Genomic DNA, 26,374 nt, shown 5'->3' with positions numbered 1-26,374 from the left:
ACGGTGGACCGGCCCCACGGATCGGCCCACCGCCCAGCCTGGTCACCGGACGAGGCCGGTGTCGCCCTTCTTGCGGGGGTACGACGCCGCGTCGAAGGGGTCCGTGCCGTGCTGCCTCTCCTTGGCGTTGGAGTGCCCGTCGCCGTCGATGTCGCTGTCGCACGCATCACCCTGTGCGTCCCCGTCCAGGTCGGCCTGGCCGGGGTTGGGCTGCCGGACGCAGTTGTCGCCGGCGTCGGCGACACCGTCGCCGTCGCGGTCGGTCCCGGGTGCCGTGTGGACGACGGTGCGCACGTCCGTCGCCAGGACCTCGTCGTCCTGGGTCCAGACGGTCCTCACCTCGTGCGACCCGGCGGGCACCGTGACATCGATCGCGAACGCGTCCGGCCCGTTGCTGGACTCGACGTCCTGGCTGCCCACCTCGACGCCGTCGACGTAGACCGTCACCGTCTCGTCAGAGGGCACCGGACAGCCGCTGGTCCCGGCCGCCGGCACGTCCGGGCACGCGTCGTCGCCGTCGGCGACCCCGTCGCCATCGGTGTCGACCGGGGTCTCACCGTCCACCGGGCCGCTGGGCACGATGGTGGCCTGGAGCGTGTACGTCGTCGACGGCACTCCGACGACGAGGTAGGGGTCGACCGCGATCTCCAGGGTCCCCTGCACGTCCTCGAGGACGAGCCGCTCGGGCTGTCCGGCGGTGGCCGCCGATCCCGACGCGGCACCGGTCACCCTCATGTCGAGGTCGCTGGCGTCCGGCCACGACATCAGCAGCTCGACCGTGCTGGTCTCCGGGACGGGCAGGCTGAACGTGTGCCCCGGTCCACCGGTGGCGCCGAGCGTGCTGTCGGTGACCATGAAGGTGTTGCCACCGGGGCGTTCCAGGACGACGGGGTTGAGGAGGCTGCTGCCGCTCGTGGTGCCGCTGCCGCCCTCCGTGGACGAGCCGGTGCCGGCCGCGCCCTGCGCTCCGGCAGGTGCCGCGACGCCGATGCCGCCCCTGTCCGGTGCCCGGTCGTCGGCCACGAGGGTCCACATGTGGGACGGCGAGCGGTAGCTCGTCAGCGCGAAGACGTCGTACGGAGCAGTGACCTTCGCGGAGGCGAGGTAGCTGCGGGGGATGCGGAAGGTGACCGTGCCGGCCGCTGCGTCCCACTCCGACCAGTCGCTGGGCAGGTAGGTCTCCATGGAGTGGTCGTACGTCACCACGTCGCCCGGGGTCCTCGGGTCGGGCACCGTCGACTCGATCTCGCGCCCGTCGATGCTCACGCCGTACTTCGCGGCTCCGGGGACACCGTCGGGCCACAGCTCCTCCACCTTCACCGTGGCGACCACGTCGAGGTCGGTGACCTCGACCTGGAGGTGCGAGATGTCCGTGACCGGGCTCAACGAGTCGCCGAGCCCGTCGTCGTGCGCGACGCTCGTCGACGTCGGCTCGGCGTCCGTGGCCAGCCGCTCGACGGTGCCGGCGACCTGCACCTGACCGTCCGCCGTCTCGGCCCCGTGCGCCGGCGTGCTGACGGTCAGTGACGGAGTGCTCGTCTCGGCCGGCTCAGGTGAGAAGTCCACCGGGTCGCCCGGGACGAGACCGAGGTCGGGTTGCGGGCAGTCCCACACCGAGCCGGTCGAGGAGGCGTAGAGGTGGTCGTCGGGGTGCTGGACCTGGAAGGGGTTCGCTCCGTCACCTGACACGTCGTTGGGCTCGAGCCGGTCCGCCTCGGTCACCTGGCCGTCGCCGTCGACGTCGAGGTAGTTGCTCATCCGGGTGGCGAAGGCCTCGACGTTGAGCGTCGAGACGCACTTGTTCTGGCCGGCCGGGTCGGCGCTGTAGGCCATGATGTCGGTCGTGGGGACGGGGCCCCACTCGCCCTCGGCGCCGTCGCCGACGTGGCCCAGGGTCAGGCAGTGGCCGGTCTCGTGCAGCACCAGGTCGTAGAGCGAGAAGACGTCGGTCCTGCCGGGGACGGGGTCGATGGCGCCGTTGACCGAGAAGCAGACGTTGCCACCCTGGCCGCCACAGTCCTCGACGTAGGTGCCGCCACGCGTCTCGTGGTGGGAGTTGAAGCCCGGGATCATCTCCCAGGCCTCCATGTCGAACGGGTTCTCGATGTTGGTGCAGGGGACGCCGTCCTCGTCGACGATGCCCAGCTCCGCGCCGAGGTACACCGGGTCCACCCCGATGCCGATGCCGCCGACGGGGTTGGTGGCGATCACCACGATCTCGGGGTCGACCAGGGGGTACGTCGTCAGCTCGCCGCCGTTGTCGCCGGTGAGGTCGATCTCGTCGACGGTGACGTGGAAGTCGACGCCCTCCTCGAGCCAGTCCAGGCCCATCTCGTCGGAGAGGTAGTCGATGCCGCCCTCCCACGACTTCACCGCCTGGCGCATGATCCGCATGTCCCGCTCGGCGGTCGGCGAGGCCGGGACGAGGATGGCGACGTCCACCTGGGGGGAGTCCAGGGCGTTGAGCCCCAGCTTGCCGTGGAAGCAGATGTTGTCCGGGTTGTCCCGGCTCATGTCCTTGATGCAGCCGGGCGGCAGGTTGCCGTCGCCGAAGTAGGGGCCGACGTAGTCGTCGGCCGGGCTGGCCTGGGCGGGAGCCGTCGAGATGGTCGCTGGGGCGGCCAGCGAGGCGCTCGCCAGGAGTGGGGCGAGCACGAGGGTCGAGAGTCTGCGCAACGGTCGTTCCTTTCGAGGCGCCCGTGGGTGTCGGGCGGCTGAAGGATCAACGCGACGGTGTGGCCTGCGTTACGCGGGCCCGGCAGTCGGGGCCGGTCGGATCGCACAAGAGGCCGGCTCCCGCGTGGAAACCGGCCTCTCACCTGCAGGATCTCGGTGGGCGATACTGGGTTCGAACCAGTGACCTCTTCGGTGTGAACGAAGCGCGCTACCACTGCGCCAATCGCCCGAGCTCGGCAGAACGGTATCCCATGGTCGGGCCCGAACCGGAATCGGGTCAGGAATCGGCGCCGACGCCGCGGCGGTCGCCGGCCGAGCGGTCGCCCTTGATCTCGCGGCGCAGCTCCTCGGCCTTCTCCGGGTGGCCGTGGAAGCGGCGGTAGCTGTAGATGATGAGGCCGACGGCGATGAAGGCCGACGCGACCTGGGTGATGCCGGTCCAGATTCCGCCGGGCAGCCACCACGCCTCCGAGACCGGCCACCACCCGGGAGCGGGCGGCTTGATGATCCAGAGCACACCGCACGCGGCCAGGAGCACGGCCCCCAGGCAGGAGGCGATGATCCGCGGCCAGGTCTCGACTCCTTCGGCGGCACCGAGCATCGCGCGCAGCCGGACCGGCTCGACCCGCTTCTCCGCCCAGTCGTACTGCTGGGAGAGCAGCGCGAGACCCGCGAAGATCCCCAGCAGGCCGGGCCCGGGGAGGAAGATCGCTGCCACGCCGAGGAGCAGAAGGGTCCACCCCAGGATCTCGAGACCGATGCGCTTGGCTGCCCCCGTCATGGAAAGAACCTATCGGGCCGCACCAGCGAGCTCGCACCGGCGAGTTCGTGACAGGCGAAACCGCGGGATACCGTCAAGTTCGACATGAGTCGGCCTCAAGATCCGGTCTGGACCGGTTCGGGTGAATTTTTGCCGTTCCGCATCACGCTCGACCCCCGATGCCGTCTCATGAGCAACGCAACTCGGGGACCCAGTGCCCCGGGCGAGGAGAAGGAGCTCTCGATGAATCTGTCCGGAAGCGGGCACACCCTGTCCGACGTGGCATTGGACATCACCGTCGAGTGCATGGACGACCGCGGGATCCGCCACGAGATCGACACCGTCCTCAGCTACGCCGGCTCCGACCCCTTCGCGGTCGCGATGACGTTCGTGACCTCCGACGGCGACCTGGTCTGGACCTTCGGTCGGGACCTGCTCATCCGCGGCACCGAGGCCCCCGCCGGCGACGGCGACGTGCACGTCTCCCCCGCCATCGGCCTGAGCGGTCGTGCCATGGTCGCCATCGAGCTCAGCTCCCCCGACGGACACCTGGTCCTGATGGCCCGCGCCGGCGACGTCAGCGACTTCATCACCCGCACCGCCGCGGTGGTGGCCCCCGGCGCCGAGTCGGACGCCTTCGACGCCGACCTGCTCATCAGCCAGCTCCTCGCCTCCTGACCGGAGGGTCGGCAGCGCCTCAGGCGCGTGAGTGCTGGGCCACCCAGCTCGCGTGGAGACCTGCGTAGACGGTGCCCGCCTGCCCGACCAGCTCGTGGTGCGGGCCACGCTGCACGACCCGGCCCTTGTCGACCACGATCACCTCGTCGGCACTCTCCGCCGTCGAGAGCCGGTGGGCGATGGTCACCGACGTGCGCGACTGCATGAGTCGCTCGAGCGCGCGACCGATCTGCATCTCCAGCGCCGGGTCGACCGCGCTCGTCGCCTCGTCGAGCACCAGCAGGTCCGGGTCGGCGAGATGGGCGCGCAGCAGCGCGACGAGCTGGCGCTCACCGGCCGAGAGCGACTCACCGCGCTGGCCGACCTGGGTGTGCAGCCCGCGTGGGAGGCCGGCCAGCCAGTCGTCGATGCCGAGCTCGACCGCCGAGGCGCGGATCTCGTCCTCGGTCGCCTCGAGCCTGCCGTAGCGCACGTTGGCCGTGATCGTGTCGTCGAAGAGGAACCCCTCCTGCGGCACCAGCACCACGCTGCGCCGCAGCGAGCGTGCGTCGATGCGGCGTACGTCGATGCCGTCGAGCAGCACCGATCCCGCGGTGGGGTCCATGAGGCGGGTGAGCAGCTTGGCGAAGGTGGACTTGCCGGACCCGGTCTCCCCGACGATCGCCACCCGGGTGCCGGCCTCGATGGTGAGGTCGATGTCGCGCAGCACGGGCGGGCCGGCGGGGTAGGCGAAGGTCACCCGGTCGAAGCGCACGTCGATGGGGCCGCGGGGCAGCGTCTCGCCCTCGGGGCCGGGGTCGATCAGGTCGGCGGGCGTCTCGAGGATGCCGAGGACGCGCCGCCAGCTCGCGATGGCGTTCTGGGCGTCGGTGAGGATCTGGGTGCCCATCTGCACCGGACCCACGAACAGCGTGACGAGGAACGCGAAGGCCAGCACCCGTCCCGGGGTCATGTCGGAGGTGAAGCCGAGCAGGATGCCGACGATGATGACGCCGGCGTTGGCCAGGCCGGCCGAGAGGCCGCCGAGCGAGAACGACGTGACGGTGTAGGTCTGGGCGTGGGTGTAGGCGTTCTGCCAGTCGGAGATCGCGGTGTCGATGCGGTGCTGGGTGCGGTCCTCGACGCCGTAGGTGCGGACCACGGCGGCGCCGACCACGGGCTCGGAGATGGCGCCCAGCAGCACGCCCACCTGCTGGCGTACGACGGTGTAGGCGGCCGAGAGCTTCTTCTGGAACCAGCGGATCGACAGGAAGAGCGGGGCGAAGCAGAGCCAGACGACCAGGGCGAGCTCCCAGCTGTAGACCAGCATCAGCACGGTCGCGACCAGCATCTGCCCGATGCTCACCACGAAGATCAGGCCACCGAACACCAGGAACTGGCTCACCTGGTCGACGTCGGAGGTGACGCGCGAGACCAGGGCTCCGCGACGCTCGGTGTTCTGCGTGAGCAGCGGCAGGTCGTGCACGTGGCGGAAGGCCTTGGTGCGCAGCGTGGCGAGACCGTGCTCGGAGGTGGTGAAGAGCCGGCTCGTCATGGCGTAGGACGCGACGCTGGTGACCACGATGGCTAGGGCGGCCAGCACCCCCATCCAGGCGACGTAGTCGAAGCGAGGTCCGCCCGGACCGTTGAGCCCCTTGTCGAGGGTCTGCTGGACCGCGATCGGCACCACGATCTGCCCGCAGGAGGCGACGACCGCCAGGACGAGGGTCCAGCCGAGGCCGTCGCGCAGCTCCGGGGAGTACTTCATGCCGAGGCGGATGGTGGCCCAGGCGCCGATCTCCTCGCCGGAGTCCATCTTGGTGCCGGAGGTGGGAGCGGTCGTGCTCATCGCTTCGTCCCCTCTGCGTCGGCGACAGGCGTCGCTGCGTCGACCTCGTAGGCGTTGACGAGCTGGGCGTAGGCGGGACTGGTGGCCAGCAGCTCGGCGTGGGTGCCACGGCCCACGATCCGGCCGTCGTCGAGGTGAACCACCTCGTCGGCCAGCGAGATCGTGGCCTTGCGGTAGGCCACGACCACCAGCGACGCGGCGGACCCGTCGACGTCGTCGCGCAGCGAGGCCAGGATGCGCGCCTCGACCTCCGGGTCCACGGCGGACGTGGCGTCGTCGAGGATCAGCAGCCGGGGCCGCCGGACCAGCGCGCGGGCCAGGGAGAGCCGCTGTCGCTGACCGCCGGAGAGGGACGTGCCGCGCTCGCCGAGCAGCGAGTCGAGGCCGCCGGGCAGGGCCGCGACGAAGCCGTCGGCCTGGGCGGTGCGCAGGGCCGCCCACACCTCCTCGTCGGAGACGTCGGCCCCCAGCGTGACGTTGTCGCGCACGGTGTCGTCGAACATGAAGGCGGTCTGCGGCACCAGCGAGACGCTCCTCGAGAGCTCGCCCTTGCGCAGCCGGGTCACGTCGCGACCGTCGACGCGGACCGTGCCGGAGTCGGGGTCGACCAGGCGGGTCAGCAGGCTGGTCAGGGTGCTCTTGCCCGACGCGGTCGCACCGACGAGCGCGACGGTGCGCCCGGGGCGTACGTCGAAGTCGACGCCGCGCAGCAGGGGCGCGTCGGCGTCGTAGGAGTAGTGGAGGTCCTCGACCTCGAGCAGGGCGCCCTCGTCGGTGCGGGGCAGCTCGGCGTCTCCCCACTCCATCGACCCCTGCGCGTCGAGCACGGCCTTGGCGCGGCGGTAGCCGACCACGGAGCGCGGGAACTCACCGAGCAGCCAGCCGATGGCGCGGATCGGGAAGGAGACGATCGTGAGGAGGTAGGCGACGGTGACGACGTCGCCCGCGTCGGTCGCACCGCTGGTGACGCGCGAGACGCCGACCGCGAGCACGACCAGGACACCCAGCCCCGGGAGGCTGGCCAGGGCCGGGTCGAAGACGGCGCGGATGCGACCGGCGCGGATGTTGACGTCGCGCAGCTCGCGGGCCTTGGCACCGAACCGGTCGGTCTCCTCGGTCTCGCGACCGAGGGTCTTGACGACCATGGCGCCGTCGAAGGACTCGTGGGCGATCTCGCTGACCTCGGCGCGCAGGCCCTGGGCGCGGGTCATCAGGGGCGAGGAGTAGTGCTGGTAGAGCAGGTTGGCCACGACGACGGCCGGGAAGACCAGCAGCCCGACCAGCGCGAGGACGGTGTCGGCGACGAACATCTGGACGACGGCGATGACCATCATCACGACGGTGCCGAGCGCCATCGGCAGCGGCATGATCGGCGACCACGCGGCCTCGACGTCGGAGTAGGCGTTGGACAGCAGCTGGCCGGTCGGGTGGCGCTGGTGCCACTCCATCGGCAGGGAGAGGTACTGCCTGGTGACGGCCCGGCGGGTGTGGGACTGCATGCGGTAGTACATGATGCCGCCGCCGAGGCGCCGGGCGACGATGCCGACCGCGCGCAGGATGGCGACGGCCATGAACAGCGCGAAGACCCAGACCAGCATGTCGGTGCCGATCTCGCCGTTGTCGAAGGCCGGGATCAGGACGTGCTCGGTGGACCAGCCGAGCACCCACGCGTCGGCCACGGTGAGCACGCCGAACAGGACGGCGCCGAGCGTCGCGACCGTGAACACCTTGGGCTCGCGCTTGACGCCGACCCACAGGACGCGGAAGCCGTCGAGTGTGGTGGTGCCCCGCGGCTCCGCTTCCTCGCCCACAGGTGTCGCCCGCCCCCTCGCATCTCAGTCCGTCTCGTCCGCCGACCCGCTCGTCGGTTGCCGAGCGCAACCAACCAACCGGGTCAGGCTATTCCTCGGCACCGACAGCGGACGAATCGAATACCTCCCGAAGTGCGCTCATACCCGGATCCGGGAGAGGAAGGCGCGGGTGCGCTCCTGCTGCGGGTCGTCGATCACCTGGCCGGGCGGGCCCTGCTCGTGGATCCGGCCGTCGTGGAGGAAGCACACCTGGTCGGCGACGTCGCGCGCGAACCCCATCTCGTGGGTGTTGAGCAGCATGGTGACGCCCTCGGCCTTGAGCTCGCCGAGCAGGTCGAGCACCTCCCCCACCAGCTCGGGGTCGAGCGCGCTGGTCACCTCGTCGAGCAGCATCAGCCGCGGGTTGGCCACGAGGGCGCGAGCGATGGCGACGCGCTGCTGCTGGCCTCCGGACAGGTCGTCGGGGCGGGCCCGGGCCTTCTCGGCGAGCCCGACCCGGTCGAGCATCGCCAGCCCCCTCGTACGGGCCTCGTCGGCGCCCACGCCGTGCACCAGCCGCAGCGCGAGCGTGACGTTGCCGATGACGTCGAGGTGCGGGAACAGGTTGTAGGCCTGGAAGACCATCCCCATCCGCGCGCGGACCTCGTCGCCGTCCACCCTCGGGTCGGTGATGTCGCGCCCGTCGAAGGTGATGACGCCGTCGTCGACGACCTCGAGGAGGTTGACGCAGCGCAGCAGGGTCGACTTGCCGGAGCCGGACGCACCGATGAGCACCACGCACTGCCCGGGCTCGACGGCGAGGTCGACGTCGCGCAGGACGACGTTGTCGCCGAAGGACTTGCGGACGCCTTCCAGCCTCAGCAGCTCGCTCACAGGTGGCCTCCTGCGCCGTGGTAGCCCTTCTTGCGGGCGTAGCGGTCGGTGAGTCGCGCCATCGGGATGGTCAGGCAGCAGAACAGCACGCCCGCGACGACGTAGGGCGTGTAGTTGAAGTCCAGGGCCGTCTCGATCTGGGCCCTCCGGATGGCGTCGCTCACCCCGAGCACGGCGATGAGGCCGGAGTCCTTCTGGAGCGACACGAGGTCGTTCATCAGCGGCGGGATGACGCGACGCCAGGCCTGCGGCAGCACGACGTGGCGCAGCGTCTGCCCGTAGGACAGCCCGAGGGACCGGCCGGCGAGGCGCTGGCTCGGGTGCACCGACTCGATGCCGGCGCGGAACACCTCGGCGACGTAGGCGGAGTAGGAGAGCACCAGCGCGGCGCCGCCCCAGAACAGCGGTGACGTCGGCAGGCCCTGGAGGCTCAGCGCCGGACCGCCGAAGCCGAGGAGGAAGATCACGAGCAGCAGCGGGAGGCCACGGAAGACGTCGACGTAGGCCGTGCCGAGCATCCGCAGCGGGAAGGCGACGGGACCCCGGAGCGTACGCACGATCGCGACGGTCAGGCTGAGCACCAGGATCAGCAGCCAGCAGACCACCATGACCCGGATGTTGAGCCAGAGCCCGTCGACCACGGCCGGGAACGACGAGACCGCCTTGTCCCAGTCGAAGTAGGTCTCCCGCACCCGCTCCCAGCCCGGCGAGCTGACCACCGCGCCGCCGAGGGTGCCGAGCAGGAGCAGGGTGCTGACGGCGGCGATCGCCGCGCTGCGCACCGTACGGCGGCGTCGCCACTCGTCGCGCTCGCGCTGGACGTCGGAAGGCTGCCAGTCCGCCTGTGGGGCGAGCTGGTGGGTCATCAGGACAGCTCGGGCGCGCCCTGCTGGGCCAGCCACTCCTGGCCGATCTGGTCGAGCACGCCGTCCTCGCGGAGCGTGTCGACGGCCCTGGAGACGCAGTCGGTGAGCGGGCTGTCCTTGCCCAGGACGGCACCGAACTGCTCGGTCTCACCCTCCGGGAGCGGCAGCTGGCCGACGATCACGCCGTCGTCCAGCTGGACGGCGGTCATGAAGTAGGCCGTCGGGAGGTCGACGACGATGCCGTCGATCTGGCCGTTCTTGAGGGCCTGGACCGCCTGGTCGTTGGTGTCGAAGACGGCCGGGTCCTCCGACGGCCGGATCTGCTCGGTGATGGCGGTGTAGCTCGTGGTGCCGACCTGCGCGCCCAGCTTGGCGTCGGCGAGGTCGGCGACGCTGGTGGCACCGTCGATCGAGCTGCCGGCGTTGGTGATGACGGTCTGGACGACGTCGTAGTAGCCGGAGGAGAAGTCGACGGCCTTGCGGCGGGCCTCGGTGATGGAGACCTGGTTGATGTCGAAGTCGAAGTCCTTGGGGCCGGGCTGGACGACCTTGTTGAAGGGCACCTTGACCCAGGTGACCTGCTCGGCGGTGTAGCCGAGCTGCTCGGCGATCGCGTAGGCCACGGCGGACTCGTAGCCCTCGCCGTTGGTCGGGTCGTTGTCGACGAACCACGGCTCGTAGGCCGGGTCGTCGGTGGCGATGGTGAGCGTGCCGTCGGCGACGGTCTCCATCGTGTCGGGCGTGCACTCCTCGGCGGCGGGCGTCTCCGAGGACGTCTCGCTCGAGGTGTCGTCGGCGCTGTCGGCCTCGTCGGTCGGTGCGCAGGCGGTGAGCGCGAGCGTGGCGGCCGCGAGGGCGGCGACGGCGAGCGGGCGCTTCGCGGCGCGCCGGGAGGTCTTCAGCATGGCGGAATCCTACGACCCCGCCCCGCCTCAGCGGACCGGGTGACCGGCCGCGGACAGAGCGGCCTTGACGTCGCCGATGGTGAGGGTGCCGAAGTGGAAGACGGTCGCGGCCAGCACGGCGTCGGCGCCGGCCTCCACCGCGGGCGGGAAGTGCTCGACGGCACCCGCTCCCCCGCTGGCGATGACGGGGATGCTCACCTCGCGGCGCACGGCACGGATGAGCTCGAGGTCGAAGCCGTCGGTGGTGCCGTCGGCGTCCATCGCGTTGAGCAGGATCTCGCCGGCACCGAGCTCGGCGGCCCGTACGGCCCACTCGATCGCGTCGAGCCCCGCGCTCTGGCGGCCGCCGTGGGTGGTGACCTCGAAGCCGCTGTCGGTGCGCTGCTGGTCCGGGCGGGTGCGCCGCGCGTCGACGCTGAGCACCAGCACCTGGTTGCCGAAGCGGTCGGCGATCTCGGCGACCAGCTCGGGGCGGTGGATCGCCGCGGTGTTGACCGCGATCTTGTCGGCACCCGCTCGCAGCAGCCGGTCGACGTCCTCGACGCTGCCGACCCCGCCGCCGACGGTGAGCGGGATGAAGACCTCCTCGGCACACCGGCTCACCACCTCCATCGTGGTGGCGCGGCCCTCGTGGGACGCGGAGATGTCGAGGAAGGTCAGCTCGTCGGCGCCCTCGGCGTCGTAGAGGCGGGCCAGCTCGACCGGGTCACCGGCGTCGCGGAGCTCGGTGAAGTTGACGCCCTTGACGACGCGGCCGCCGTCGACGTCGAGGCACGGGATGACCCGGACGGCGAGGCTCACGTCGCCGGCCTCGTCAGGGCGAGCGCGTCCTCGAGTGTGAAGCGACCCTCGTAGAGCGCGGTGCCGGCGATGGCCCCCTCGACGCCCTCGTCGACGAGGGTCATGAGGGCCCGGATGTCGTCGAGGGTGGTGACGCCGCCGCTGGCGACGACGGGCTTGTCGGTCGCCGCGCACACGTCGCGCAGGAGCTGGAGGTTCGGGCCCTGGAGCATGCCGTCCTTGTTGACGTCGGTGACGACGTAGCGCGCGCATCCCTCGGAGTCGAGGCGGGCGAGCGTCTGGTAGAGGTCGCCGCCCTCGCGGGTCCAGCCGCGCGCCGCGAGGGTCGTGCCGCGCACGTCGAGGCCGACCGCCACGCGGTCGCCGTACGTCGCGATCGCCTTCGCGCACCACTCGGGCTGCTCGAGCGCGGCCGTGCCGATGTTGACGCGGCGGCAGCCGGTGGCCATCGCGGCCTCGAGCGACTCGTCGTCGCGGATGCCGCCGCTCATCTCGACCTGGATGTCGAGCGTGCCGACGATCCGCGCCTGGAGCTCGCGGTTGTGCCCGTGCCCGAACGCCGCGTCGAGGTCGACGAGGTGGATCCACTCCGCGCCGGCGTCCTGCCAGCGCAGCGCGGCCTCGACCGGGTCACCGAATCGCTTCTCCGAGCCGTCCACGCCCTGCACCAGCTGGACGGCCTGGCCGCCCTTGATGTCGACGGCGGGCAGGAGCTCGAGGTAGGGCTGCTCGGGGGTGCTGGGCATGGGTCGATCCTAGGAGGGGCCCGGTGCGGCACCCACCCGGTGGTGGCCCCGCGAGACGCTAGTGCCGACTCCCCCGTGTGGGCAGCTCGTAGGCGGTGCCGTCCATGGGTCGGGTCGGCGCGATGCCCATGGCGCGCAGGATCGTCGGCATGATGTCGACCGATCTCACCTCGGCACGCAGGTCCTGGTGCGAGGTGCCGGCTCCGGCGAACACGATCGGGACCTGCTGCGAGGCACGCTGGATGCCTCCGTGGTCGCCGAGGACGGAGTACGTCGTGTCGTCGGGCAGGGTGGCGATCAGGTCGGGCCCGTAGTCGGCGGCCTGGGTGTCGACGAGCTCCTGGGCCTTCGCGGCGAACCACCGCTTCTCCGCTCCGTGCATCCGGTCCCACCGGACCGGGCCCACCCGCTCGTAGCGGTCGCCCCGCCGCTGCCACACCGCGGTCACGTCGGGCAGGTCCGCCATGATGGCCGCCGCGTCGGCGACCGCTGCGGACGACTGGTCGTCGAGCCACACATTGAGCGAGGAGTCGCTGTAGGAGAGGCCCACGTTGCTGTCGCCGGTCCCGTCGTCGGTGCCCTCGATGAGCGGGAGCAGGGCCTCCTGCGGCCGCAGGTAGGGCACGTCGTTGGCCGGCGAGCCGTAGTACCAGTTGTAGTAGCCGTAGTCGTTCTCCGGCTCGAAGTCGCCGTGGAAGTGGCCCTCGGCGGCCGCGACGGAGCCGTGGTCGGCGGTGAGGACGACGAGCGTGTCGTCGAGCTGGCCGCTGTCCTCGAGCGCCTGCACGATCCGGCCGACCTGCGCGTCGGCGGTCGCGGTCGCGTACTCCATGTGCGTCATCGGGTCGTAGCCGGGCGTCGCTCCCTCCGGGTCGTTGACCCCGCCCCACATGTGGGCGGCCTTGTCGACGCCCGGGAGGCTGACGAAGATCCCGCTCCAGGCGTCGCCCTCCTGGCCCATGATCTCGAGCACCGCGTCGGTGGCCCAGACGTCCCCGCCCTGCTGGGCCGCGTCGTTGCCCACGACGTAGCGGTTGTCGGTCGCGGGGTAGAGCTGGGCCGGGAACTGTCCGGTGTCGTAGATGGTGTCGCGCCGGGCGAGCCACCGGGAGCCGCAGGCGGCGGAGAAGTACGCAGGCACGTTGAAGCCGGTCGGCTGGCGGTAGCGCGTGGTGGTCCCGTCGGGGTTGGGGCAGGTCGGGCCGCTCCCGAACGTGATCGTCGAGGTGTTCGCCGAGCCGGGACCGCTCAGCCCCCAGGCGGCATACCCCTTGGGGCTGACGGTGAACACCTTGCCGGTGTCGTCGAGGTAGTCGGAGAGGTGGCGGTAGCCGGCCGCCACCTGCAGCGGGGCCATCTGCGCGCGACCGAAGTTGCTCGTGATGTAGAGGCCTCCGGGAGCCCCGAGGAGTCCGTCGACGTCGCGGTAGCCCTCGGTGGTCCAGCCCATGTTCTTGGGCATGGCGCCCGTCGTGACCACGTTGTGGGTGACGACGGTGACCGATCCGGTGTGGCCGAGGTAGCCGTTCGGCGTGTCGACGCCGTCCTTCATGAGCGCCTCGACGTTGCGCATGTCGTAGGTCTCGACGATCTCCTTGCTGAGCGCGTCCACGACGATGATCACGACCTTCGTCGGCCGCTCCGCGGACCCCGGCCCGTGCCGGTCGCGGTCCCCGGCCTGGGCGCCCGACTGCGTCCCGGCGACGGTGAGCGCGACCGCGGCGGCGGTGACGACGGCGAGCAGGCGGGCACGGTGCCGGGTCATCACGACTCCCTCCACGCGCGCGGCGGCGCTGCCGCGGCGCGTGAGCCGAACGTAGACCCGGCCTTCACCCGCGGCAATCCCCCGGGATGGGTAGGTCGGTCCGCTGCTCGCCCGCGGTGACGCACCGCTAGCGTGGTCCCGTGATCGGGGACCAGTGGGGCGTGAGCGACGCGGAGGTGCAGCGCCACTACGGGTGCGACGACCTGGTCCTGGTCCCGACGCTGGAGGCGTGGCGCGGGGTCACGGTCCACGCACCGCCGGGCGTCGTCTGGGCACGGGTGCGGCAGGTGCGGGTGGCGCCGTACTCCTACGACCTCGTCGACAACCTCGGCAGCCGCTCACCGCGTCAGCTCCTCGACGTGCCGGAGCCGCAGGTCGGCGACCCGTTCACCCGCGCGTTCGGCCGCGACCAGGGCCGGGTCGTGGCGGTGGTCCCCGGACAGGAGCTGACCGCGCAGATCATGGGCGCCTGCATGACGTACGCCGTGCTGCCGCACCCGCGCGGCTCACGGCTCGTGCTCAAGGTGGTCGCCCGTACGACCCGGTGGCTGGCGCCGCTCCTCTCGGTCGGTGACCTCGTGATGGCCCGCAAGCAGCTGCGGACCCTCAAGGAGCTGGCCGAGCGCGACGCCGGGACCCGCTAGCGCCAGACCGGTGCGACCTCGCGCCGGTAGCGGCGCGCCAGCAGCAGCGTCAGGATCGTCACCACCGGGCCGGGGATCGTGGCCCGCAGCGACGACCGCTCCCGCTCCCCCGCGCCGTCCTGCATCCACGCCAGCGCGTTGGCGGCGTCGACGATGCTGGCCGGGCGCATCCGGCCCGCGGCCTTCTTCCACTCGGGGTCGTCCTCGAGCTCGCCCATGATGCCCTCGACGTCGGCCTCCTCGTGGGCGAGGTGGTCGTTGATCACGTCGCTCGCGCGGGCGACCTCGTCCGCCGCGGCGGTCGCCGCGGCCTCGGTGGGCGCGGCGACGACCGCGTCGATCGCGGCGGACGACGCGACCAGCGCCTGCTTCATGGCGACGTGCTCGGCCTCCATCTCACCGAGGAGGGCGGCGTCGAAGCCGCGTGACGCCAGGAACGGCCACGCGATGGTGTCCTCCGCCTCGTGGTGGTGGGTCAGCTCGCGGACCAGGTTGCGCCAGGCGGTGCGGACCTGCCGGGCGCGTACGACGTCGCCGGCGGGGAGCGCGCGGAGCGCCCGCTCCGTGCGGGACACGTCGCGACGCACCGCGGCATGGATGACCTGGTTCATGCTCATGCGATCGCTCATGCGCGGGACGCTAACCCCGTCCGCCCGGACCTGACGACCGATTTCGCGACCGGTCAGCCGGTGACCCGGCGGCGCAGCAGGCGCCGTACGGCGACGGCGGTGAGCGCTGCCGCCGCGAGCACGGCGAGCAGCAGCCAGGGGCGGCCGCTCCCCCAGAACGTCTCCACGACCGCGATGCCGACCGTCAGGTAGACCCCGGCCCACAGCAGGGCGCCGAGGAAGAGCGCGGGCACGTAGCGGCGCGGCGGCATCCGGAGCGTCCCCGCCGCCAGGTTCACGGCGGTCTGGACCCCCACGGTCAGGAAGCACAGCGTGACCGCGGGCGCACCGAAGCGGCGTACGACGTCCTCCCCCCGACGCAGCCACGCCGCGTCGAGGCGCCAGCGCCGACCGGCGGCACCTCGTGCCGCCCGGCCCACGGCGTAGGTGGCCCCGGCCCGGCAGAACGCGACGACCACGAGGAAGGCGTAGAGCGGCAGGACCGGCCAGTCGGGCACGGAGCCATCCTCCCAGCAGGCCAGGTCAGGCCAGCGAGGACACCCAGTTGCGCAGCAGCGCGGCGCCCGCGTCGCCGGACTTCTCCGGGTGGAACTGGGTGGCGGACAGCGGGCCGTTCTCCACCGCGGCGACGAACCGGTCGCCTCCGTGCTCGGCCCAGGTCACGAGCGGCGCCGCCGTCCGGTCGTTGGTCACGAGGTCCCACGACCGGGCGGCGTAGGAGTGCACGAAGTAGAAGCGCTCGTCCTCGACGCCCGCGAACAGGCGCGTCCCCGCGGGCGCCTCGACGGTGTTCCAGCCCATGTGCGGCACCACGTCGGCCTCGAGCCGGGTGACCAGGCCGGGCCACTCGTCGCAGCCGTCGGTCTCCACGCCGTGCTCGACCCCACCGGCGAACAGGATCTGCATCCCGACGCAGATGCCGAGCACCGGGCGGCCGCCGGCGAGGCGCCGTCCGATGATCCGGTCGCCCTTGATCCCGCGCAGGCCGGCCATGCACGCGGCGTACGCCCCGACGCCCGGGACGACGAGCCCGTCGGCCGCGAGTGCGGTGTCGAAGTCACCGGTCAGCGTCACCGACGCGCCGGCCCGCTCGACGGCGCGCACGACCGAGCGGAGGTTGCCCGAGCCGTAGTCGAGGACGACGACGCCAGGCCGGCTCGCAGGCTCGCTCACAGGCTGCCCTTGGTGGACGGCACGCCCGTCTCGCGCGGGTCGATCGCCACGGCGTCGCGGAACGCCCGGGCGAACGCCTTGTACTGGGTCTCGACGATGTGGTGCGGGTCGCGGCCCGCCAGCACGCGGACGTGCAGGCCGAAGTGGCCGTGCTGCGCGATCGACTCGAAGACGTGCTGCGTGAGCGAGCCCATGTAGGGGACGCCGGAGCCGCCGATGGCGACGTAGACCTGTCCCTCGGGCTCGCCCGTGTGCACGCAGTAGGGGCGACCGGACACGTCGACGACGGCCTGGACGAGCGCCTCGTCGAGCGGGACGGTCGCGTCGCCGAAGCGGCGGATCCCGGACTTGTCGCCGAGCGCCTCGCGCAGGGCCTGGCCGAGCACGATCGCGGTGTCCTCCACCGAGTGGTGCGCGTCGATGTGGGTGTCGCCCTCGGTGCGGACCACGAGGTCGACGAGCGAGTGTCGGGCGAACGCGTCGAGCATGTGGTCGTAGAAGCCGACCCCGGTGGACACCTCGGAGCGGCCGGTGCCGTCGAGGTCGACCTCGACGAGGACCTTCGACTCCTTGGTGGTGCGCTCGATCCTGGCGATGCGGCTCATGCCGGCTCCTCCGTCGTGTCGATTGTGTCCAGCAGTGCCTGCCTGAATGCTGCCATCTCGTCGGGCGTGCCCACCGAGACGCGCAGCCACCCGTCGGGCCCGGTCTCGCGGATCAGCACACCGCGGTCGACCAGACCCTGCCAGACCGCGTGCCGGTCGGCGAAGCGGCCGAAGAGCACGAAGTTGGCGTCGGAGTCGGCGACCTCGAAGCCCTGCTCGCGCAGCCACGTGACTGTCTCGTCGCGCTCGGCACGCAGGTCGTCGACCCTGCCGAGCAGCTCGGGCGCGTGCCGCAGCGCGGCCAGGGCGGTCGCCTGGGTGACGGCCGAGAGGTGGTAGGGGAGCCGTACGACCCGGATCGCGTCGCAGATCGCGGGGTCGGCGGCGAGGTAGCCCAGCCGCGCTCCGGCGAGGGCGAACGCCTTGCTCATCGTGCGCGTCACCACCAGGTTGCGGTGCCGGGGCAGCAGCTCCAGCGCGCTCGGGGTGCCGGCGCGCCGGAACTCGCCGTACGCCTCGTCGACGACGACCAGCCCGCCGGGCTCGTAGGACGCGGCCGCCTCGCACAGCATGGTCACCGCCTCGGGCGGCAGCGCCGTCCCGGTCGGGTTGTTGGGGCTCGGCAGCAGCACCACGGACGGCTGCCGCTCGAGGACGAGCTGCCTCGCGGCGTCGAGGTCGAGGGAGAAGTCCTCGGCCCGGTGTCCGGCCACCCACTCCGTCATGGTGTCGCGGGCGTACTCGGGGTACATCGAGTACGTCGGCGCGAACGACAGCGCCACCCGCCCGGGCCCGCCGAAGGCCTGCAGCAGCTGCAGCATGACCTCGTTGGAGCCGTTGGCGGCCCACACCATCTCCGCGGTGACGCCGGTGCCGCCGGAGGTGTCGAGGTACGCCGCGAGCGCGGTCCGCAGCTCGACGAACTCACGGTCGGGGTAGCGGTTGAGCGAGACCGCGGCCTCGCCGACGGCGCGCGCGATGTCGGCCGTCGCCTCCGGCGAAGGGCCGTAGGGGTTCTCGTTGACGTTGAGCTGGACCGGGGCCTGCTCCAGCGAGAGCTGGGGCGCGCCATAGGGCTCGATCCCCTGCAGCTCCTCGCGCAGGGGTGGGAAGACCGGGCTCACTGTGCCGACCGCCCCGGCTCGAAGCGCACGCTGACGGCCTGGCCGTGGCCGGGCAGGTCCTCGGCCTCTGCGAGCGTCACGACGTGGTCGGCCACCTCGGCGAGGGCGGCCTGCGAGTAGTCGACGACGTGGACCGAGCGCGTGAACGCGCGCACGGACAGCCCGCTCGAGTGGCAGGCGCAGCCCGCGGTGGGCAGCACGTGGTTGGAGCCGGCGCAGTAGTCGCCGAGGGACACCGGTGCCCACGGGCCGACGAAGATCGCCCCTGCGTTGCGGATGCGCGCGGCGTGCGCGGACGCGTCGCGGGTGTGGATCTCGAGGTGCTCGGCGGCGTAGGCGTCGACGACCGCGACACCCTGGTCCATGTCGTCGACCAGGACGATGCCGGACTGCCGCCCACCGAGGGCGGTGCGGATCCGCTCGGTGTGGCGGGTCTCGAAGACCTGCTTCTCCAGCTCGGTCTCCACCGCGTCGGCGAGGTGCGTGGAGTCGGTGACCAGCACGGAGGCGGCCATCGGGTCGTGCTCGGCCTGGCTGATCAGGTCGGACGCCACGAACGCGGGCTCGGCGCTGTCGTCGGCCAGGATCGCGATCTCGGTCGGTCCGGCCTCGGAGTCGATGCCGACGACACCGCGCAGCAGCCGCTTGGCGGCGGCGACGTAGATGTTGCCGGGGCCGGTCACCAGGTCGACGCGCTCGCACGGGCCCGCGCCGTGGGCGAACATCGCGATCGCCTGCGCGCCACCGACGGCGTACACCTCGTCGACGCCGAGCAGCGCGCACGCGGCCAGGATGGTCGGCTCCGGCAGGCCGCCGCGGGTCTTCTGCGGCGGGCTGGCCAGGGCGATCGAGGGCACGCCGGCCACCTGGGCGGGCACGACGTTCATCACGACGCTGCTCACGAGGGGGGCCAGGCCGCCGGGGACGTAGAGCCCGACCCGGCCGATCGGGACCTTGCGGTGGGTCACGGTCGCGCCCGGGGCCACCTCGCTGGTGACGTCGCGCTCGAGCTCGGCCTCGCTGGTCGCCCGAAGCCGCCGGATCGACTCCTCGAGCCCGGCGCGCACGGCCGGGTCGAGCTCGGCGAGGGCGCGGTCGAGTGCCTCCCGGGGGACCCGGATGTCCTCGACCCGCACGCCGTCGAAGCGCTCGGAGAGCTCCGTGATCGCCTCGACGCCACGGGCGCGCACCGCGTCGATGATGGGCTGCACCTGATGCGTGGCGGCCTCGACGTCGAACTCGGCGCGAGGCACGCTCGTGCGGTAGTCGACGGACGCCGGGTCGGCGCCCCTGAGGTCGATGCGGCGGATCAGGGACATGCCGTCGATTCTAGGTTCCCCGGCGGGTCGGGCCGAAGTCGCGGGCGTGGGGTGGACACCGCCGACTACTGTCACGGGTGTGAGCGATCCGCTGCCGATGTTCCCGTTGAGCACCGTGGTGTTCCCCGGGATGAGCGTGCCGCTGCACGTCTTCGAGGACCGCTACCGGATGCTCGTACGCCACCTCCTCGAGGTCGACGACCCGGCGCAGCGCGTCTTCGGCACGGTCGCCATCCGGGAGGGCTACGAGGTCGGCGACCACGGCGCCCAGTCGGTCTACCGGGTGGGCTGCATGCTCCAGCTGACCGAGGTCGAGCGCCGCGACGACGGGACCTTCGACATCGTCGCAGTGGCGCGCGAACGGCTGGTGCTCGAGGAGATGCAGCGCGGCGCCGACTTCCCCCAGGGCGTCGCCGCGGTCCTGCCCGAGCCCGACGTCGAGGTGCCGCAGGACCTGCTCGACCGCGCCCGCGCGACCTTCACCGCCTTCCGCGCCGCGATGACCGAGCTCCAGGGCGACCCCTACAGCGGGACGCTCCCCCGCGACCCCGACTACCTCGCGTGGACGCTCTCCGCCCTCGCTCCCCTCCCGATGGCCGAGCGCCAGTCGCTGCTCGAGGCGACCGACGCGACCGAGCGGCTCATCCTCGTCACCCAGCTGCTGACCGACGAGCTGCGCGCCATCAACGTCATCCCGTCGCTGCCCGCCACCCAGGTCGCGCGTACGGCCTGGTCGCCCAACTGAGACGCGCAGCTGATGGCGAAGAAGTCGCGTGCAGCCGGCGGCACCCCGGCAACCGTCGCGCTCACGCAGGCCGGCATCGCCTACGAGGTCCGGGCCTACGAGCACGACCCGCGGGCGGAGTCCTACGGTGCCGAGGCGGCCGAGGCGTTGGGCGTCGACCCGGACCGGGTGTTCAAGACCCTGCTCGCCACGCTCGACGGCAGCTTGGTCGTCGGCGTCGTGCCGGTGTCGGGACACCTCGACCTCAAGGCGCTCGCCAAGGCGCTGGACGGCAGCAAGGCCCTGATGGCCGACGTGGCTGCGGCCGAGCGCGCCACGGGCTATGTCGCCGGGGGCATCTCCCCCGTCGGCCAGAGGCGTCCGCACCGTACGGTCCTCGACGCCTCGGCGCTCGAGCACGACACCGTCCTGGTCTCCGGCGGTCGGCGCGGCCTCGACCTCGAGATCGCGCCGCAGGACCTGGTGGCGATCACCGGAGCGGTGATCGCCACCATCCGTCGCTGAGCGGCGGCGGGCTGTCCCGCCGCCGCTGTCGGTCAGTCGGTCGTGACCTTCATGAGGCCGTGGACGACCTCGTCGTCGACCCAGCTGCTGAAGCCGAACGCCGCCAGCGGCTCGAGGTTCTCGCTCACCTCGGGCATCTCCCCGGTGAGGCGCACGAGCCAGTCGTCGTCGGCGTTGAAGTTGACGAACATCACCGACTGGGCCTCGTCGGCGTCCACGACCTCCGAGTAGGTCGCGCTGTCGCCCAGGCTGCCCCGGCCCTCCAGCGCGCTGCGGTAGTCGTCCTGGAGGGCGAGCACGGCGTAGCCGTCGCCCTCGGTGACCTGGAGGAACTCGGCGGCCTCGGGCCCGGCCTGGGCGCTGATCTTGTCGAGCACGGCCTGGATCTCGTCGGCGTCACCCTTGATGCGGATGCCGGCCGGCACCTCGCCCGGTCCGCCGTTGGTGACGGCGTCGGGGTCGAGCCCGCTGCCCATCGACACGGTCACCCCGTCGCCGAGCAGCGTCTCGACGTCCTCGGGGAAGGCGAGTCCGGTCTCGGACTCGAACTGGGCGAGCTGCTCGTCGATCGATGCGGCCTCGTCGGGCGCGAGGGTCTTGACGTAGTCGAGGAGACCCTCGGCCCAGCCCTCCTCGAGGGCGAACCCGAACGCCGCGACCGTGTCCTCAGGCAGGGCGGAGAGCATCTCGACGCCCTCCTCGCTCTCGACGAAGCGGGTGAGGTCCTTGTTGTAGTTGGACATGGCGTACTCGACCTCGACCGCGCCGTCGTCGAAGCGGACGGTGGCGGCCGCGCCGTCGAAGTCGTTGATCATCTGCTGGAGCTCCTCGGGGACCTCCTCGGTCTCCGTCGAGGCGCCCGGCACGCCCATCGTGCCCATCATGCCCATCCCGGCGAGGTCCTCGGCGTACTTGGTGACGCCCTTGGCGACGTACATGGACATGAAGCCGTCGTCGCCCGCCTCGCCCGTCCACTGCGCGAAGGAGGAGTCGGCGGCCAGCGACGACCCGTCCGCGGCGTCGACGACCTGCTGCGCGATCTCCTTGGTCTCGGCCAGCACGATCCAGTCGCCCTCGACGACCCAACCACCGACGTCGCTGCCGGTCTCGCCCTCGCTCTCGGCCCCACCCCCGGCCGTGTCGCCACCGCACGTCTCGATGAGCCTGGCCAGGCCGTCCTCGGCCTTGCCGCCGTCGGTGGTCTGGACGACACCGACCGCCGCCGGCTCGTCCTCGCCGAGGTCGACGGCGGCCATCGCGGCCCGCGAGCCGAGCCACGGCTCGACGTCGGCGGCGTAGTCGAGGCCCTCGCACTCACCGGAGGACGTGATCTCCTCGAAGAGCCGCTCGCGCAGGTCGTCGTCGGTCTCGAGGTCGACGTTGTCGGTGAAGCCGGGGAACTTGCGCAGGGTCTTGATGGCCTCGATCTTCTGGCCGCCGCTCGGGTCGAGGTCGACGCTGAAGTAGGCGACCGTCGAGTCGGGCAGGGCCTCGGCCGGCTGCGAGCCGGTGGCGAAGAAGCTGGTGGCTGCCCAGGCACCGCCGGCGACCACGGCACCGCCGGCGACGATGGCGCCGAGCGCGATGAGGCGCTTCTTGTTGTCGTTGGCGGGCGCGGTCTCGACCGGGCCCGATCCGTCGAGGTACTCGGGGCCGTTGGTCGGACCGCCCGGTGTCATGCTCATCTCGTCCTGCTCCCCCGTTGCACGGTTCCCGGCAGGCGCCGGGACTGCCCTGGTGCGGGCGTGCAAAGCCTACCCACGCGGACGCCGGACGAACCCCCGACTTCCCAAGAGGTAGGTGCCGACCAGACCAGTCATCGCGCCGGCCGGAAGTGCGAGCAGGGCGGTCGAGTGCCAGGGCACCCGCCCCTGGTCGGGAGCGGTCAGGCCGAGGTCCCCGGGCACGGGCGTGTAGTCGGGCTGCCCGGCAGCCAGGGCCTGCGGGTCGCCCGGGCCGAGCGCGTGACCCACGGCGTACATCACGAAGGCGGCGGCGCACGCGCCCACCAGCACGCTGACCAGCGTCGCGGTCTCGTGGCCTCGCCACATCCCGGACAGGACCGCCAGCAGCAGTCCGAGCGGGAACGCGATCACGACGAACAGCGCGATCGCCTCGAAGGAGAAGTCCGGGCCCGCGGGCTCGAGGTACCAGGCGCCCTGGTAGGCCAGGCCGGTCGGCGCGTCCCACAACCGCTCCCACAGCACCCCGCCCGCGGCTCCACCGACGGCGAACAGCACCAGCACGAACAGGACCCGCCGCAGTGGCGAGGAGCGCCGGGTGGCGGGCTCGCTCATCCGGTCAGGCACCCGGGGCCGAGGAGCTGCTTGAGGTCGGCGAACAGCGCCGGGCTCGGGCTGACCCGCAGGTTGTCGTCGAGGCGCAGCACCTTGGTCGAGCTCCGGGTCAGCAGCCTCAGCTGGACCTCGGTCATGCCGGGGTGGGTGCCGAGGACGTCGCGGAGCTGGGCCACGACCGGCGGGGTGCACCGGGTCGACGGCAGGCTGATCACCACCGGGCCGGCCGGGCCCTGGGTGAGGTCGGGTGCGGTGACCTCCTGGGCGCGCAGCTCGGGCTGGTCCTTGTCACGCGAGAGCTGGCCCTTGATGCGGACGATGTTGTCCTCGACGAGGAGGGTCGAGGCCAGCGTGTAGGCGCTGGGGAACAGCAGCACGTCGATCGCGCCGTCGAGGTCCTCGAGGGTGATCGTGGCCCACGGGTCGCCGCGCTTGGTGATCTTGCGCGAGACGGACGTGATGAGACCGCTGACGGTGAGCGTGGAGTTGTGGGCGCGCTCCTCGTCGAGCATCAGCTGGCCGATCGTGCAGTCGGTGCCCTGCGACAGCACGTGCTCGAGGCCGAGCAGCGGGTGGTCGGAGACGTAGAGGCCGAGCATCTCCCGCTCGTGGCCGAGCAGGGTGAGCTTGTCCCAGTCGTCGATGTCGGGGATGACGACGCTGACGCCGAAGCCCGCGTCGTCGTCCTCGAGCCCCCCGAAGAGCGAGTCCTGGCCGATGGCCTCGTTCTTCTTGAGGTCGACGAACTGGTCGACCGCGGTTTCGTGGACGGCTGCGAGGGCGCGACGCTTGTGCTTCATGTCGTCGAAGGCGCCGGCCTTGATCAGCGACTCCACCACGCGCTTGTTGCACACCAGCGCCGGGACCTTCTCCATGAAGTCGTTGAAGTCGAGGTAGCGGCCCTTGTCCTCCCGGGCGGACACGATGCCGTCGACGACGTTGCTGCCGACGTTGCGCACGGCGGTCAGGCCGAAGCGGATGTCGTTGCCGACGGGCGTGAAGTTGGCGTGGGACTCGTTGACGTCGGGCGGCAGCACCTGGATCTTCATCCGGCGGCACTCGTTGAGGTAGATCGCCATCTTGTCCTTGTCGTCCTTCACCGACGTGAGGAGCGCGGCCATGTACTCGGTCGGGTAGTTGGCCTTGAGGTAGGCGGTCCAGTAGGTGATGACACCGTAGGCGGCGGAGTGCGACTTGTTGAAGGCGTAGTCGGAGAACGGGAGCAGGATCTCCCAGAGCTTGTCGATGGCCTGCTGGGGGAAGCCCCGCTCGAGCATGCCGGCCTGGAAGCCGGCGTACTGCTTGTCGAGCTCCTCCTTCTTCTTCTTGCCCATCGCGCGACGCAGGTTGTCGGCGGCACCCAGGGTGAAGCCGGCGAGCACCTGCGCGATCGCCATCACCTGCTCCTGGTAGACGATCAGGCCGTAGGTCTCCCCCAGCACCGGCTCGAGCGCCTCGGCGAGCGCCGGGTGGATCGGCTCGATCGCCTCGCGGCCGTTCTTGCGGCGGGCGTACTTGTTGTGGGAGTCGGCACCCATCGGGCCGGGGCGGTAGAGCGCGCTGACGGCCGTGATGTCGGCGAAGGCGTCGGGCTGCAGCGACCGGAGCAGTGACCGCATGCCCGAACCGTCGAGCTGGAAGACGCCGAGGGTGTCACCGCGGCCCATCAGCTCGTAGGTCGCGCGGTCCTCGAAGCCCAGCTCCTCCAGGACGACCTTCTCGCCGCGGTTGACCTCGATGTTGCTGACCGCGTCGTCGAGGATGCGGAGGTTGGACAGGCCGAGGAAGTCCATCTTGACCAGCCCGAGCGACTCGCACATCGGGTAGTCGAACTGCGTGATGACCGCGCCGTCCTGCGGCCTGGCCATGATCGGGACGATGTCGATCAGCGGCTCGCTCGACATGATGACGCCGGCGGCGTGCACGCCCCAGTTGCGGATCTGGCCCTCGAGGCCGACCGCGGTCTCGTAGATCGTCCGGACGTCGGGGTCCTGGCCGTGCAGCGCGCGGAACTCGCCGCCGTCGTTGTAGCGCTTGTGGTCGGGGTTGAAGATGTCCTTGAGCGCGACTCCCTTGCCCATCACGTCGGCCGGGTAGGCCTTGGTGATCCGGTCGCCGATCGCGAAGCCGTGGTCGAGGACGCGAGCGGCGTCCTTGATGGCGGCCTTGGCCTTGAGGCGACCGAACGTCGCGATCTGGGCGACCCGCTCGGCGCCGTACTTCTCGCTGACGTAGTGGATGACCTCGCCGCGGCGGGCGTCGTCGAAGTCGATGTCGAAGTCCGGCATCGACGGGCGCTCGGGGTTGAGGAACCGCTCGAAGAACAGCCCGTGCTCGAGCGGGCACAGGTCGGTGATCCGCAGCGCGTAGGCCGCGATCGACCCGGCACCGGACCCGCGGCCGGGACCGACGCGGATGCCGTTGTCCTTGGCCCAGTTGATGAAGTCGGCGACCACGAGGTAGTAGCCGCAGTAGCCCTTCTGGGAGATGATCGCGAGCTCCATCTCCACCCGGTCGCGCACCTCCTGCGTGGTGCGCTCACCTGGGTAGCGCGCCTCGATGCCGCGCCAGACCTCCTTGCGGAACCAGCTCTCCTCGGTCTCGCCGGCGGGCACGTCCGCGCGCGCCATGTAGCCGCCGGTGGACTCGGTGAACTCGACCTCGCAGCGCTCGGCGATGGCGAGGGTGTTGTCGCACGCCTCCGGCATGCCGAACCGGTCGGCCCACAGCTCCCGCATCTCGGCCGCGGACTTGATGTAGTAGCCGCCGCCGTCGAACTTGAGGCGGTTGGTGTCGGAGAGCCGCTTGCCGGACGCGACGCAGATGAGGGCGTCGTGCGCCGCGGCGTCCTCGGGGTTGTTGTAGTGGGAGTCGTTGGTGGCGATCGGCGGGAGGCCCATCTCCTTGCCGAGGCGCAGCAGGTCGTCGCGGACGCGCTTCTCGATGTCGATGCCGTGGTCCATCAGCTCGAGGAACACGTTGTCGCGGCCGAAGATCTCCTGGAGCTCGCCGGCCTCGCGCACCGCCTCGTCGTACTGGCCCAGGCGCAGCCGCGTCTGGATCGCGCCGCTGGGGCACCCGGTGCTGACGATGAGGCCCTTGCTGTGCTCGGCGAGGATCTCCTTGTCCATGCGGGGCTTGAAGTAGTAGCCCTCGAGGCTCGAGCGCGAGGAGAGCCGGAACAGGTTGTGCATCCCCTCGGTGCTCTCCGCCCACATCGTCATGTGGGTGTAGGCGCCGCCGCCGGCGACGTCGTTGCCGCCCTCCTCGGCCAGGTCGCCCTGGCCCCAGCGGACCCGGCGGCGCTCACCGCGCATGGTGCCGGGGGTGAGGTAGGCCTCGATGCCGATGATGGGCTTGACGCCGTGCTTGCGGGCCTTGGAGTAGAAGTCGTAGGCGCCGTGCAGGTTGCCGTGGTCGGTCATCGCGATCGCCGGCATGCCGAGCTCGCTCGTGCGGCTGAACAGGCCGTCGAGCAGCGACGCCCCGTCGAGCATGGAGTACTCGGTGTGCACGTGCAGGTGCACGAAGTTGCCCGCGGAACTGGTGGAGGAGCCGGCCGACATGGAGGAGACTTCCGCGCCTTTCGTGGGTCGCTGACAGGGGTCGTACGAGGGTGCTGACT

General features: G+C 71.5%; 23 protein-coding genes and 1 tRNA gene. 4 read left to right on the top strand and 20 right to left on the bottom strand.

Going from position 1 to position 26,374, the window contains the following annotated elements:
- Positions 1-42: 42 nt before the first annotated feature.
- The 3 genes from IEZ24_RS15815 to IEZ24_RS15805 form a co-directional block, all read right to left on the bottom strand.
- On the bottom strand, positions 43-2,676 hold the full coding sequence (locus tag IEZ24_RS15815; RefSeq protein ID WP_129455125.1) for a thrombospondin type 3 repeat-containing protein: 2,634 nt from the start codon (positions 2,674-2,676) through the stop codon (positions 43-45).
- 157 nt (positions 2,677-2,833) lie between these two features.
- Positions 2,834-2,905: transfer RNA gene (locus IEZ24_RS15810), tRNA-Val, on the bottom strand.
- Positions 2,906-2,953: 48 nt separating this feature from the next.
- Positions 2,954-3,457: a PGPGW domain-containing protein gene (locus tag IEZ24_RS15805; protein WP_129455124.1), complete on the bottom strand. Its 504-nt coding sequence runs from the start codon at positions 3,455-3,457 to the stop codon at positions 2,954-2,956.
- A 222-nt stretch (positions 3,458-3,679) separates the two neighbouring features.
- Here IEZ24_RS15805 and IEZ24_RS15800 point away from each other — a divergent pair, with 222 nt between their 5' ends.
- Positions 3,680-4,114: an SsgA family sporulation/cell division regulator gene (locus IEZ24_RS15800; RefSeq protein ID WP_165356077.1), complete on the top strand. Its 435-nt coding sequence runs from the start codon at positions 3,680-3,682 to the stop codon at positions 4,112-4,114.
- A 19-nt stretch (positions 4,115-4,133) separates the two neighbouring features.
- Here IEZ24_RS15800 and IEZ24_RS15795 read toward each other — a convergent pair whose 3' ends face one another.
- The 8 genes from IEZ24_RS15795 to IEZ24_RS15760 all read right to left on the bottom strand — a co-directional run bounded on the left by IEZ24_RS15795 (position 4,134) and on the right by IEZ24_RS15760 (position 13,709).
- A complete protein-coding gene (locus IEZ24_RS15795; protein ID WP_129455122.1) occupies positions 4,134-5,942 on the bottom strand; it encodes an ABC transporter ATP-binding protein in 1,809 nt (602 codons plus the stop codon).
- A complete protein-coding gene (locus IEZ24_RS15790; protein WP_129455121.1) occupies positions 5,939-7,753 on the bottom strand; it encodes an ABC transporter ATP-binding protein in 1,815 nt (604 codons plus the stop codon). The genes IEZ24_RS15795 and IEZ24_RS15790 overlap by 4 nt, the downstream gene beginning before the upstream one ends.
- 138 nt (positions 7,754-7,891) lie before the next feature.
- Positions 7,892-8,626 carry an amino acid ABC transporter ATP-binding protein gene (locus IEZ24_RS15785; protein ID WP_129455120.1) on the bottom strand — a complete coding sequence of 245 codons (735 nt, stop codon included), beginning with the start codon at positions 8,624-8,626 and terminating at the stop codon, positions 7,892-7,894.
- Positions 8,623-9,492: an amino acid ABC transporter permease gene (locus tag IEZ24_RS15780; protein ID WP_129455119.1), complete on the bottom strand. Its 870-nt coding sequence runs from the start codon at positions 9,490-9,492 to the stop codon at positions 8,623-8,625. Before IEZ24_RS15780 ends, IEZ24_RS15785 begins: the two co-directional genes overlap by 4 nt.
- Positions 9,492-10,397: an ABC transporter substrate-binding protein gene (locus IEZ24_RS15775; RefSeq protein ID WP_129455118.1), complete on the bottom strand. Its 906-nt coding sequence runs from the start codon at positions 10,395-10,397 to the stop codon at positions 9,492-9,494. The genes IEZ24_RS15780 and IEZ24_RS15775 overlap by 1 nt, the downstream gene beginning before the upstream one ends.
- A 27-nt stretch (positions 10,398-10,424) precedes the next feature.
- The gene (gene hisF / locus IEZ24_RS15770; RefSeq protein WP_129455117.1) at positions 10,425-11,198 is read right to left on the bottom strand and encodes an imidazole glycerol phosphate synthase subunit HisF; all 774 of its coding nucleotides are present in this window, start codon (positions 11,196-11,198) and stop codon (positions 10,425-10,427) included.
- Positions 11,195-11,944 (bottom strand): bifunctional 1-(5-phosphoribosyl)-5-((5-phosphoribosylamino)methylideneamino)imidazole-4-carboxamide isomerase/phosphoribosylanthranilate isomerase PriA, encoded by a 750-nt coding sequence (gene priA / locus IEZ24_RS15765; RefSeq protein ID WP_129455116.1) that lies wholly within the window; start codon positions 11,942-11,944, stop codon positions 11,195-11,197. The genes hisF and priA overlap by 4 nt, the downstream gene beginning before the upstream one ends.
- Before the next feature lie 58 nt (positions 11,945-12,002).
- Positions 12,003-13,709 (bottom strand): alkaline phosphatase family protein, encoded by a 1,707-nt coding sequence (locus IEZ24_RS15760; protein WP_129455115.1) that lies wholly within the window; start codon positions 13,707-13,709, stop codon positions 12,003-12,005.
- A 140-nt stretch (positions 13,710-13,849) separates the two neighbouring features.
- Here IEZ24_RS15760 and IEZ24_RS15755 point away from each other — a divergent pair, with 140 nt between their 5' ends.
- Positions 13,850-14,353, top strand: a complete 504-nt coding sequence (locus tag IEZ24_RS15755; protein ID WP_129455114.1) for a polyketide cyclase — start codon at positions 13,850-13,852, stop codon at positions 14,351-14,353.
- Here the strand turns inward: IEZ24_RS15755 and IEZ24_RS15750 are convergent.
- From IEZ24_RS15750 to hisD, 6 genes are read right to left on the bottom strand one after another with little or no spacing between them, the layout of a single operon-like run.
- Positions 14,350-14,982 (bottom strand): hemerythrin domain-containing protein, encoded by a 633-nt coding sequence (locus IEZ24_RS15750; RefSeq protein WP_129455113.1) that lies wholly within the window; start codon positions 14,980-14,982, stop codon positions 14,350-14,352. The genes IEZ24_RS15755 and IEZ24_RS15750 overlap by 4 nt on opposite strands.
- A 53-nt stretch (positions 14,983-15,035) precedes the next feature.
- Positions 15,036-15,479 (bottom strand): DedA family protein, encoded by a 444-nt coding sequence (locus IEZ24_RS15745; protein ID WP_129455112.1) that lies wholly within the window; start codon positions 15,477-15,479, stop codon positions 15,036-15,038.
- 25 nt (positions 15,480-15,504) lie between these two features.
- On the bottom strand, positions 15,505-16,155 hold the full coding sequence (gene hisH / locus IEZ24_RS15740; RefSeq protein ID WP_129455111.1) for an imidazole glycerol phosphate synthase subunit HisH: 651 nt from the start codon (positions 16,153-16,155) through the stop codon (positions 15,505-15,507).
- Positions 16,152-16,760 carry an imidazoleglycerol-phosphate dehydratase HisB gene (gene hisB, locus IEZ24_RS15735; protein WP_129455110.1) on the bottom strand — a complete coding sequence of 203 codons (609 nt, stop codon included), beginning with the start codon at positions 16,758-16,760 and terminating at the stop codon, positions 16,152-16,154. Before hisB ends, hisH begins: the two co-directional genes overlap by 4 nt.
- The gene (locus IEZ24_RS15730) at positions 16,757-17,884 is read right to left on the bottom strand and encodes a histidinol-phosphate transaminase (protein WP_129455109.1); all 1,128 of its coding nucleotides are present in this window, start codon (positions 17,882-17,884) and stop codon (positions 16,757-16,759) included. Before IEZ24_RS15730 ends, hisB begins: the two co-directional genes overlap by 4 nt.
- Positions 17,881-19,197 (bottom strand): histidinol dehydrogenase, encoded by a 1,317-nt coding sequence (gene hisD, locus IEZ24_RS15725; protein WP_129455192.1) that lies wholly within the window; start codon positions 19,195-19,197, stop codon positions 17,881-17,883. Before hisD ends, IEZ24_RS15730 begins: the two co-directional genes overlap by 4 nt.
- An 85-nt stretch (positions 19,198-19,282) precedes the next feature.
- On the opposite strand from hisD, the gene IEZ24_RS15720 reads away from it, so the two are divergent.
- Both IEZ24_RS15720 and ybaK read left to right on the top strand, forming a co-directional pair.
- Positions 19,283-19,948, top strand: coding sequence for an LON peptidase substrate-binding domain-containing protein (locus IEZ24_RS15720; RefSeq protein ID WP_129455108.1), 666 nt, complete (start codon positions 19,283-19,285; stop codon positions 19,946-19,948).
- 12 nt (positions 19,949-19,960) lie between these two features.
- A complete protein-coding gene (ybaK, locus tag IEZ24_RS15715) occupies positions 19,961-20,452 on the top strand; it encodes a Cys-tRNA(Pro) deacylase (protein ID WP_129455107.1) in 492 nt (163 codons plus the stop codon).
- Positions 20,453-20,484: 32 nt separating this feature from the next.
- On the opposite strand, the gene IEZ24_RS15710 is transcribed toward ybaK, so the two are convergent.
- From IEZ24_RS15710 to dnaE, 3 genes are all read right to left on the bottom strand, one after another.
- The gene (locus IEZ24_RS15710; protein ID WP_129455106.1) at positions 20,485-22,137 is read right to left on the bottom strand and encodes a DUF3352 domain-containing protein; all 1,653 of its coding nucleotides are present in this window, start codon (positions 22,135-22,137) and stop codon (positions 20,485-20,487) included.
- Between the two features lie 69 nt (positions 22,138-22,206).
- Entirely contained in the window at positions 22,207-22,749 is a 543-nt protein-coding gene (locus IEZ24_RS15705; RefSeq protein ID WP_129455105.1) for a hypothetical protein, read from the bottom strand.
- The gene (gene dnaE, locus IEZ24_RS15700; protein WP_129455104.1) at positions 22,746-26,315 is read right to left on the bottom strand and encodes a DNA polymerase III subunit alpha; all 3,570 of its coding nucleotides are present in this window, start codon (positions 26,313-26,315) and stop codon (positions 22,746-22,748) included. Before dnaE ends, IEZ24_RS15705 begins: the two co-directional genes overlap by 4 nt.
- Positions 26,316-26,374 lie beyond the last annotated feature (59 nt).

Source organism: Nocardioides ganghwensis (assembly GCF_014779655.1).
Lineage (GTDB): Bacteria > Actinomycetota > Actinomycetes > Propionibacteriales > Nocardioidaceae > Nocardioides > Nocardioides ganghwensis.
Note: the sequence above shows the minus strand (reverse complement) of the source record. Positions and strands in the feature narration are given on the sequence as shown.

Excerpts from the sequence above, each read along its gene's own strand:
- IEZ24_RS15805 (WP_129455124.1), bottom strand. The coding sequence starts at position 3,457 with ATGACGGGGGCAGCCAAGCGCATCGGTCTCGAGATCCTGGGGTGGACC.
- IEZ24_RS15800 (WP_165356077.1), top strand. The coding sequence starts at position 3,680 with ATGAATCTGTCCGGAAGCGGGCACACCCTGTCCGACGTGGCATTGGAC.
- IEZ24_RS15795 (WP_129455122.1), bottom strand. The coding sequence starts at position 5,942 with ATGAGCACGACCGCTCCCACCTCCGGCACCAAGATGGACTCCGGCGAG.
- IEZ24_RS15780 (WP_129455119.1), bottom strand. The coding sequence starts at position 9,492 with ATGACCCACCAGCTCGCCCCACAGGCGGACTGGCAGCCTTCCGACGTC.
- IEZ24_RS15775 (WP_129455118.1), bottom strand. The coding sequence starts at position 10,397 with ATGCTGAAGACCTCCCGGCGCGCCGCGAAGCGCCCGCTCGCCGTCGCC.
- priA (WP_129455116.1), bottom strand. The coding sequence starts at position 11,944 with ATGCCCAGCACCCCCGAGCAGCCCTACCTCGAGCTCCTGCCCGCCGTC.
- IEZ24_RS15760 (WP_129455115.1), bottom strand. The coding sequence starts at position 13,709 with ATGACCCGGCACCGTGCCCGCCTGCTCGCCGTCGTCACCGCCGCCGCG.
- IEZ24_RS15750 (WP_129455113.1), bottom strand. The coding sequence starts at position 14,982 with ATGAGCGATCGCATGAGCATGAACCAGGTCATCCATGCCGCGGTGCGT.
- hisB (WP_129455110.1), bottom strand. The coding sequence starts at position 16,760 with ATGAGCCGCATCGCCAGGATCGAGCGCACCACCAAGGAGTCGAAGGTC.
- ybaK (WP_129455107.1), top strand. The coding sequence starts at position 19,961 with ATGGCGAAGAAGTCGCGTGCAGCCGGCGGCACCCCGGCAACCGTCGCG.
- IEZ24_RS15710 (WP_129455106.1), bottom strand. The coding sequence starts at position 22,137 with ATGAGCATGACACCGGGCGGTCCGACCAACGGCCCCGAGTACCTCGAC.
- IEZ24_RS15705 (WP_129455105.1), bottom strand. The coding sequence starts at position 22,749 with ATGAGCGAGCCCGCCACCCGGCGCTCCTCGCCACTGCGGCGGGTCCTG.
- dnaE (WP_129455104.1), bottom strand. The coding sequence starts at position 26,315 with ATGTCGGCCGGCTCCTCCACCAGTTCCGCGGGCAACTTCGTGCACCTG.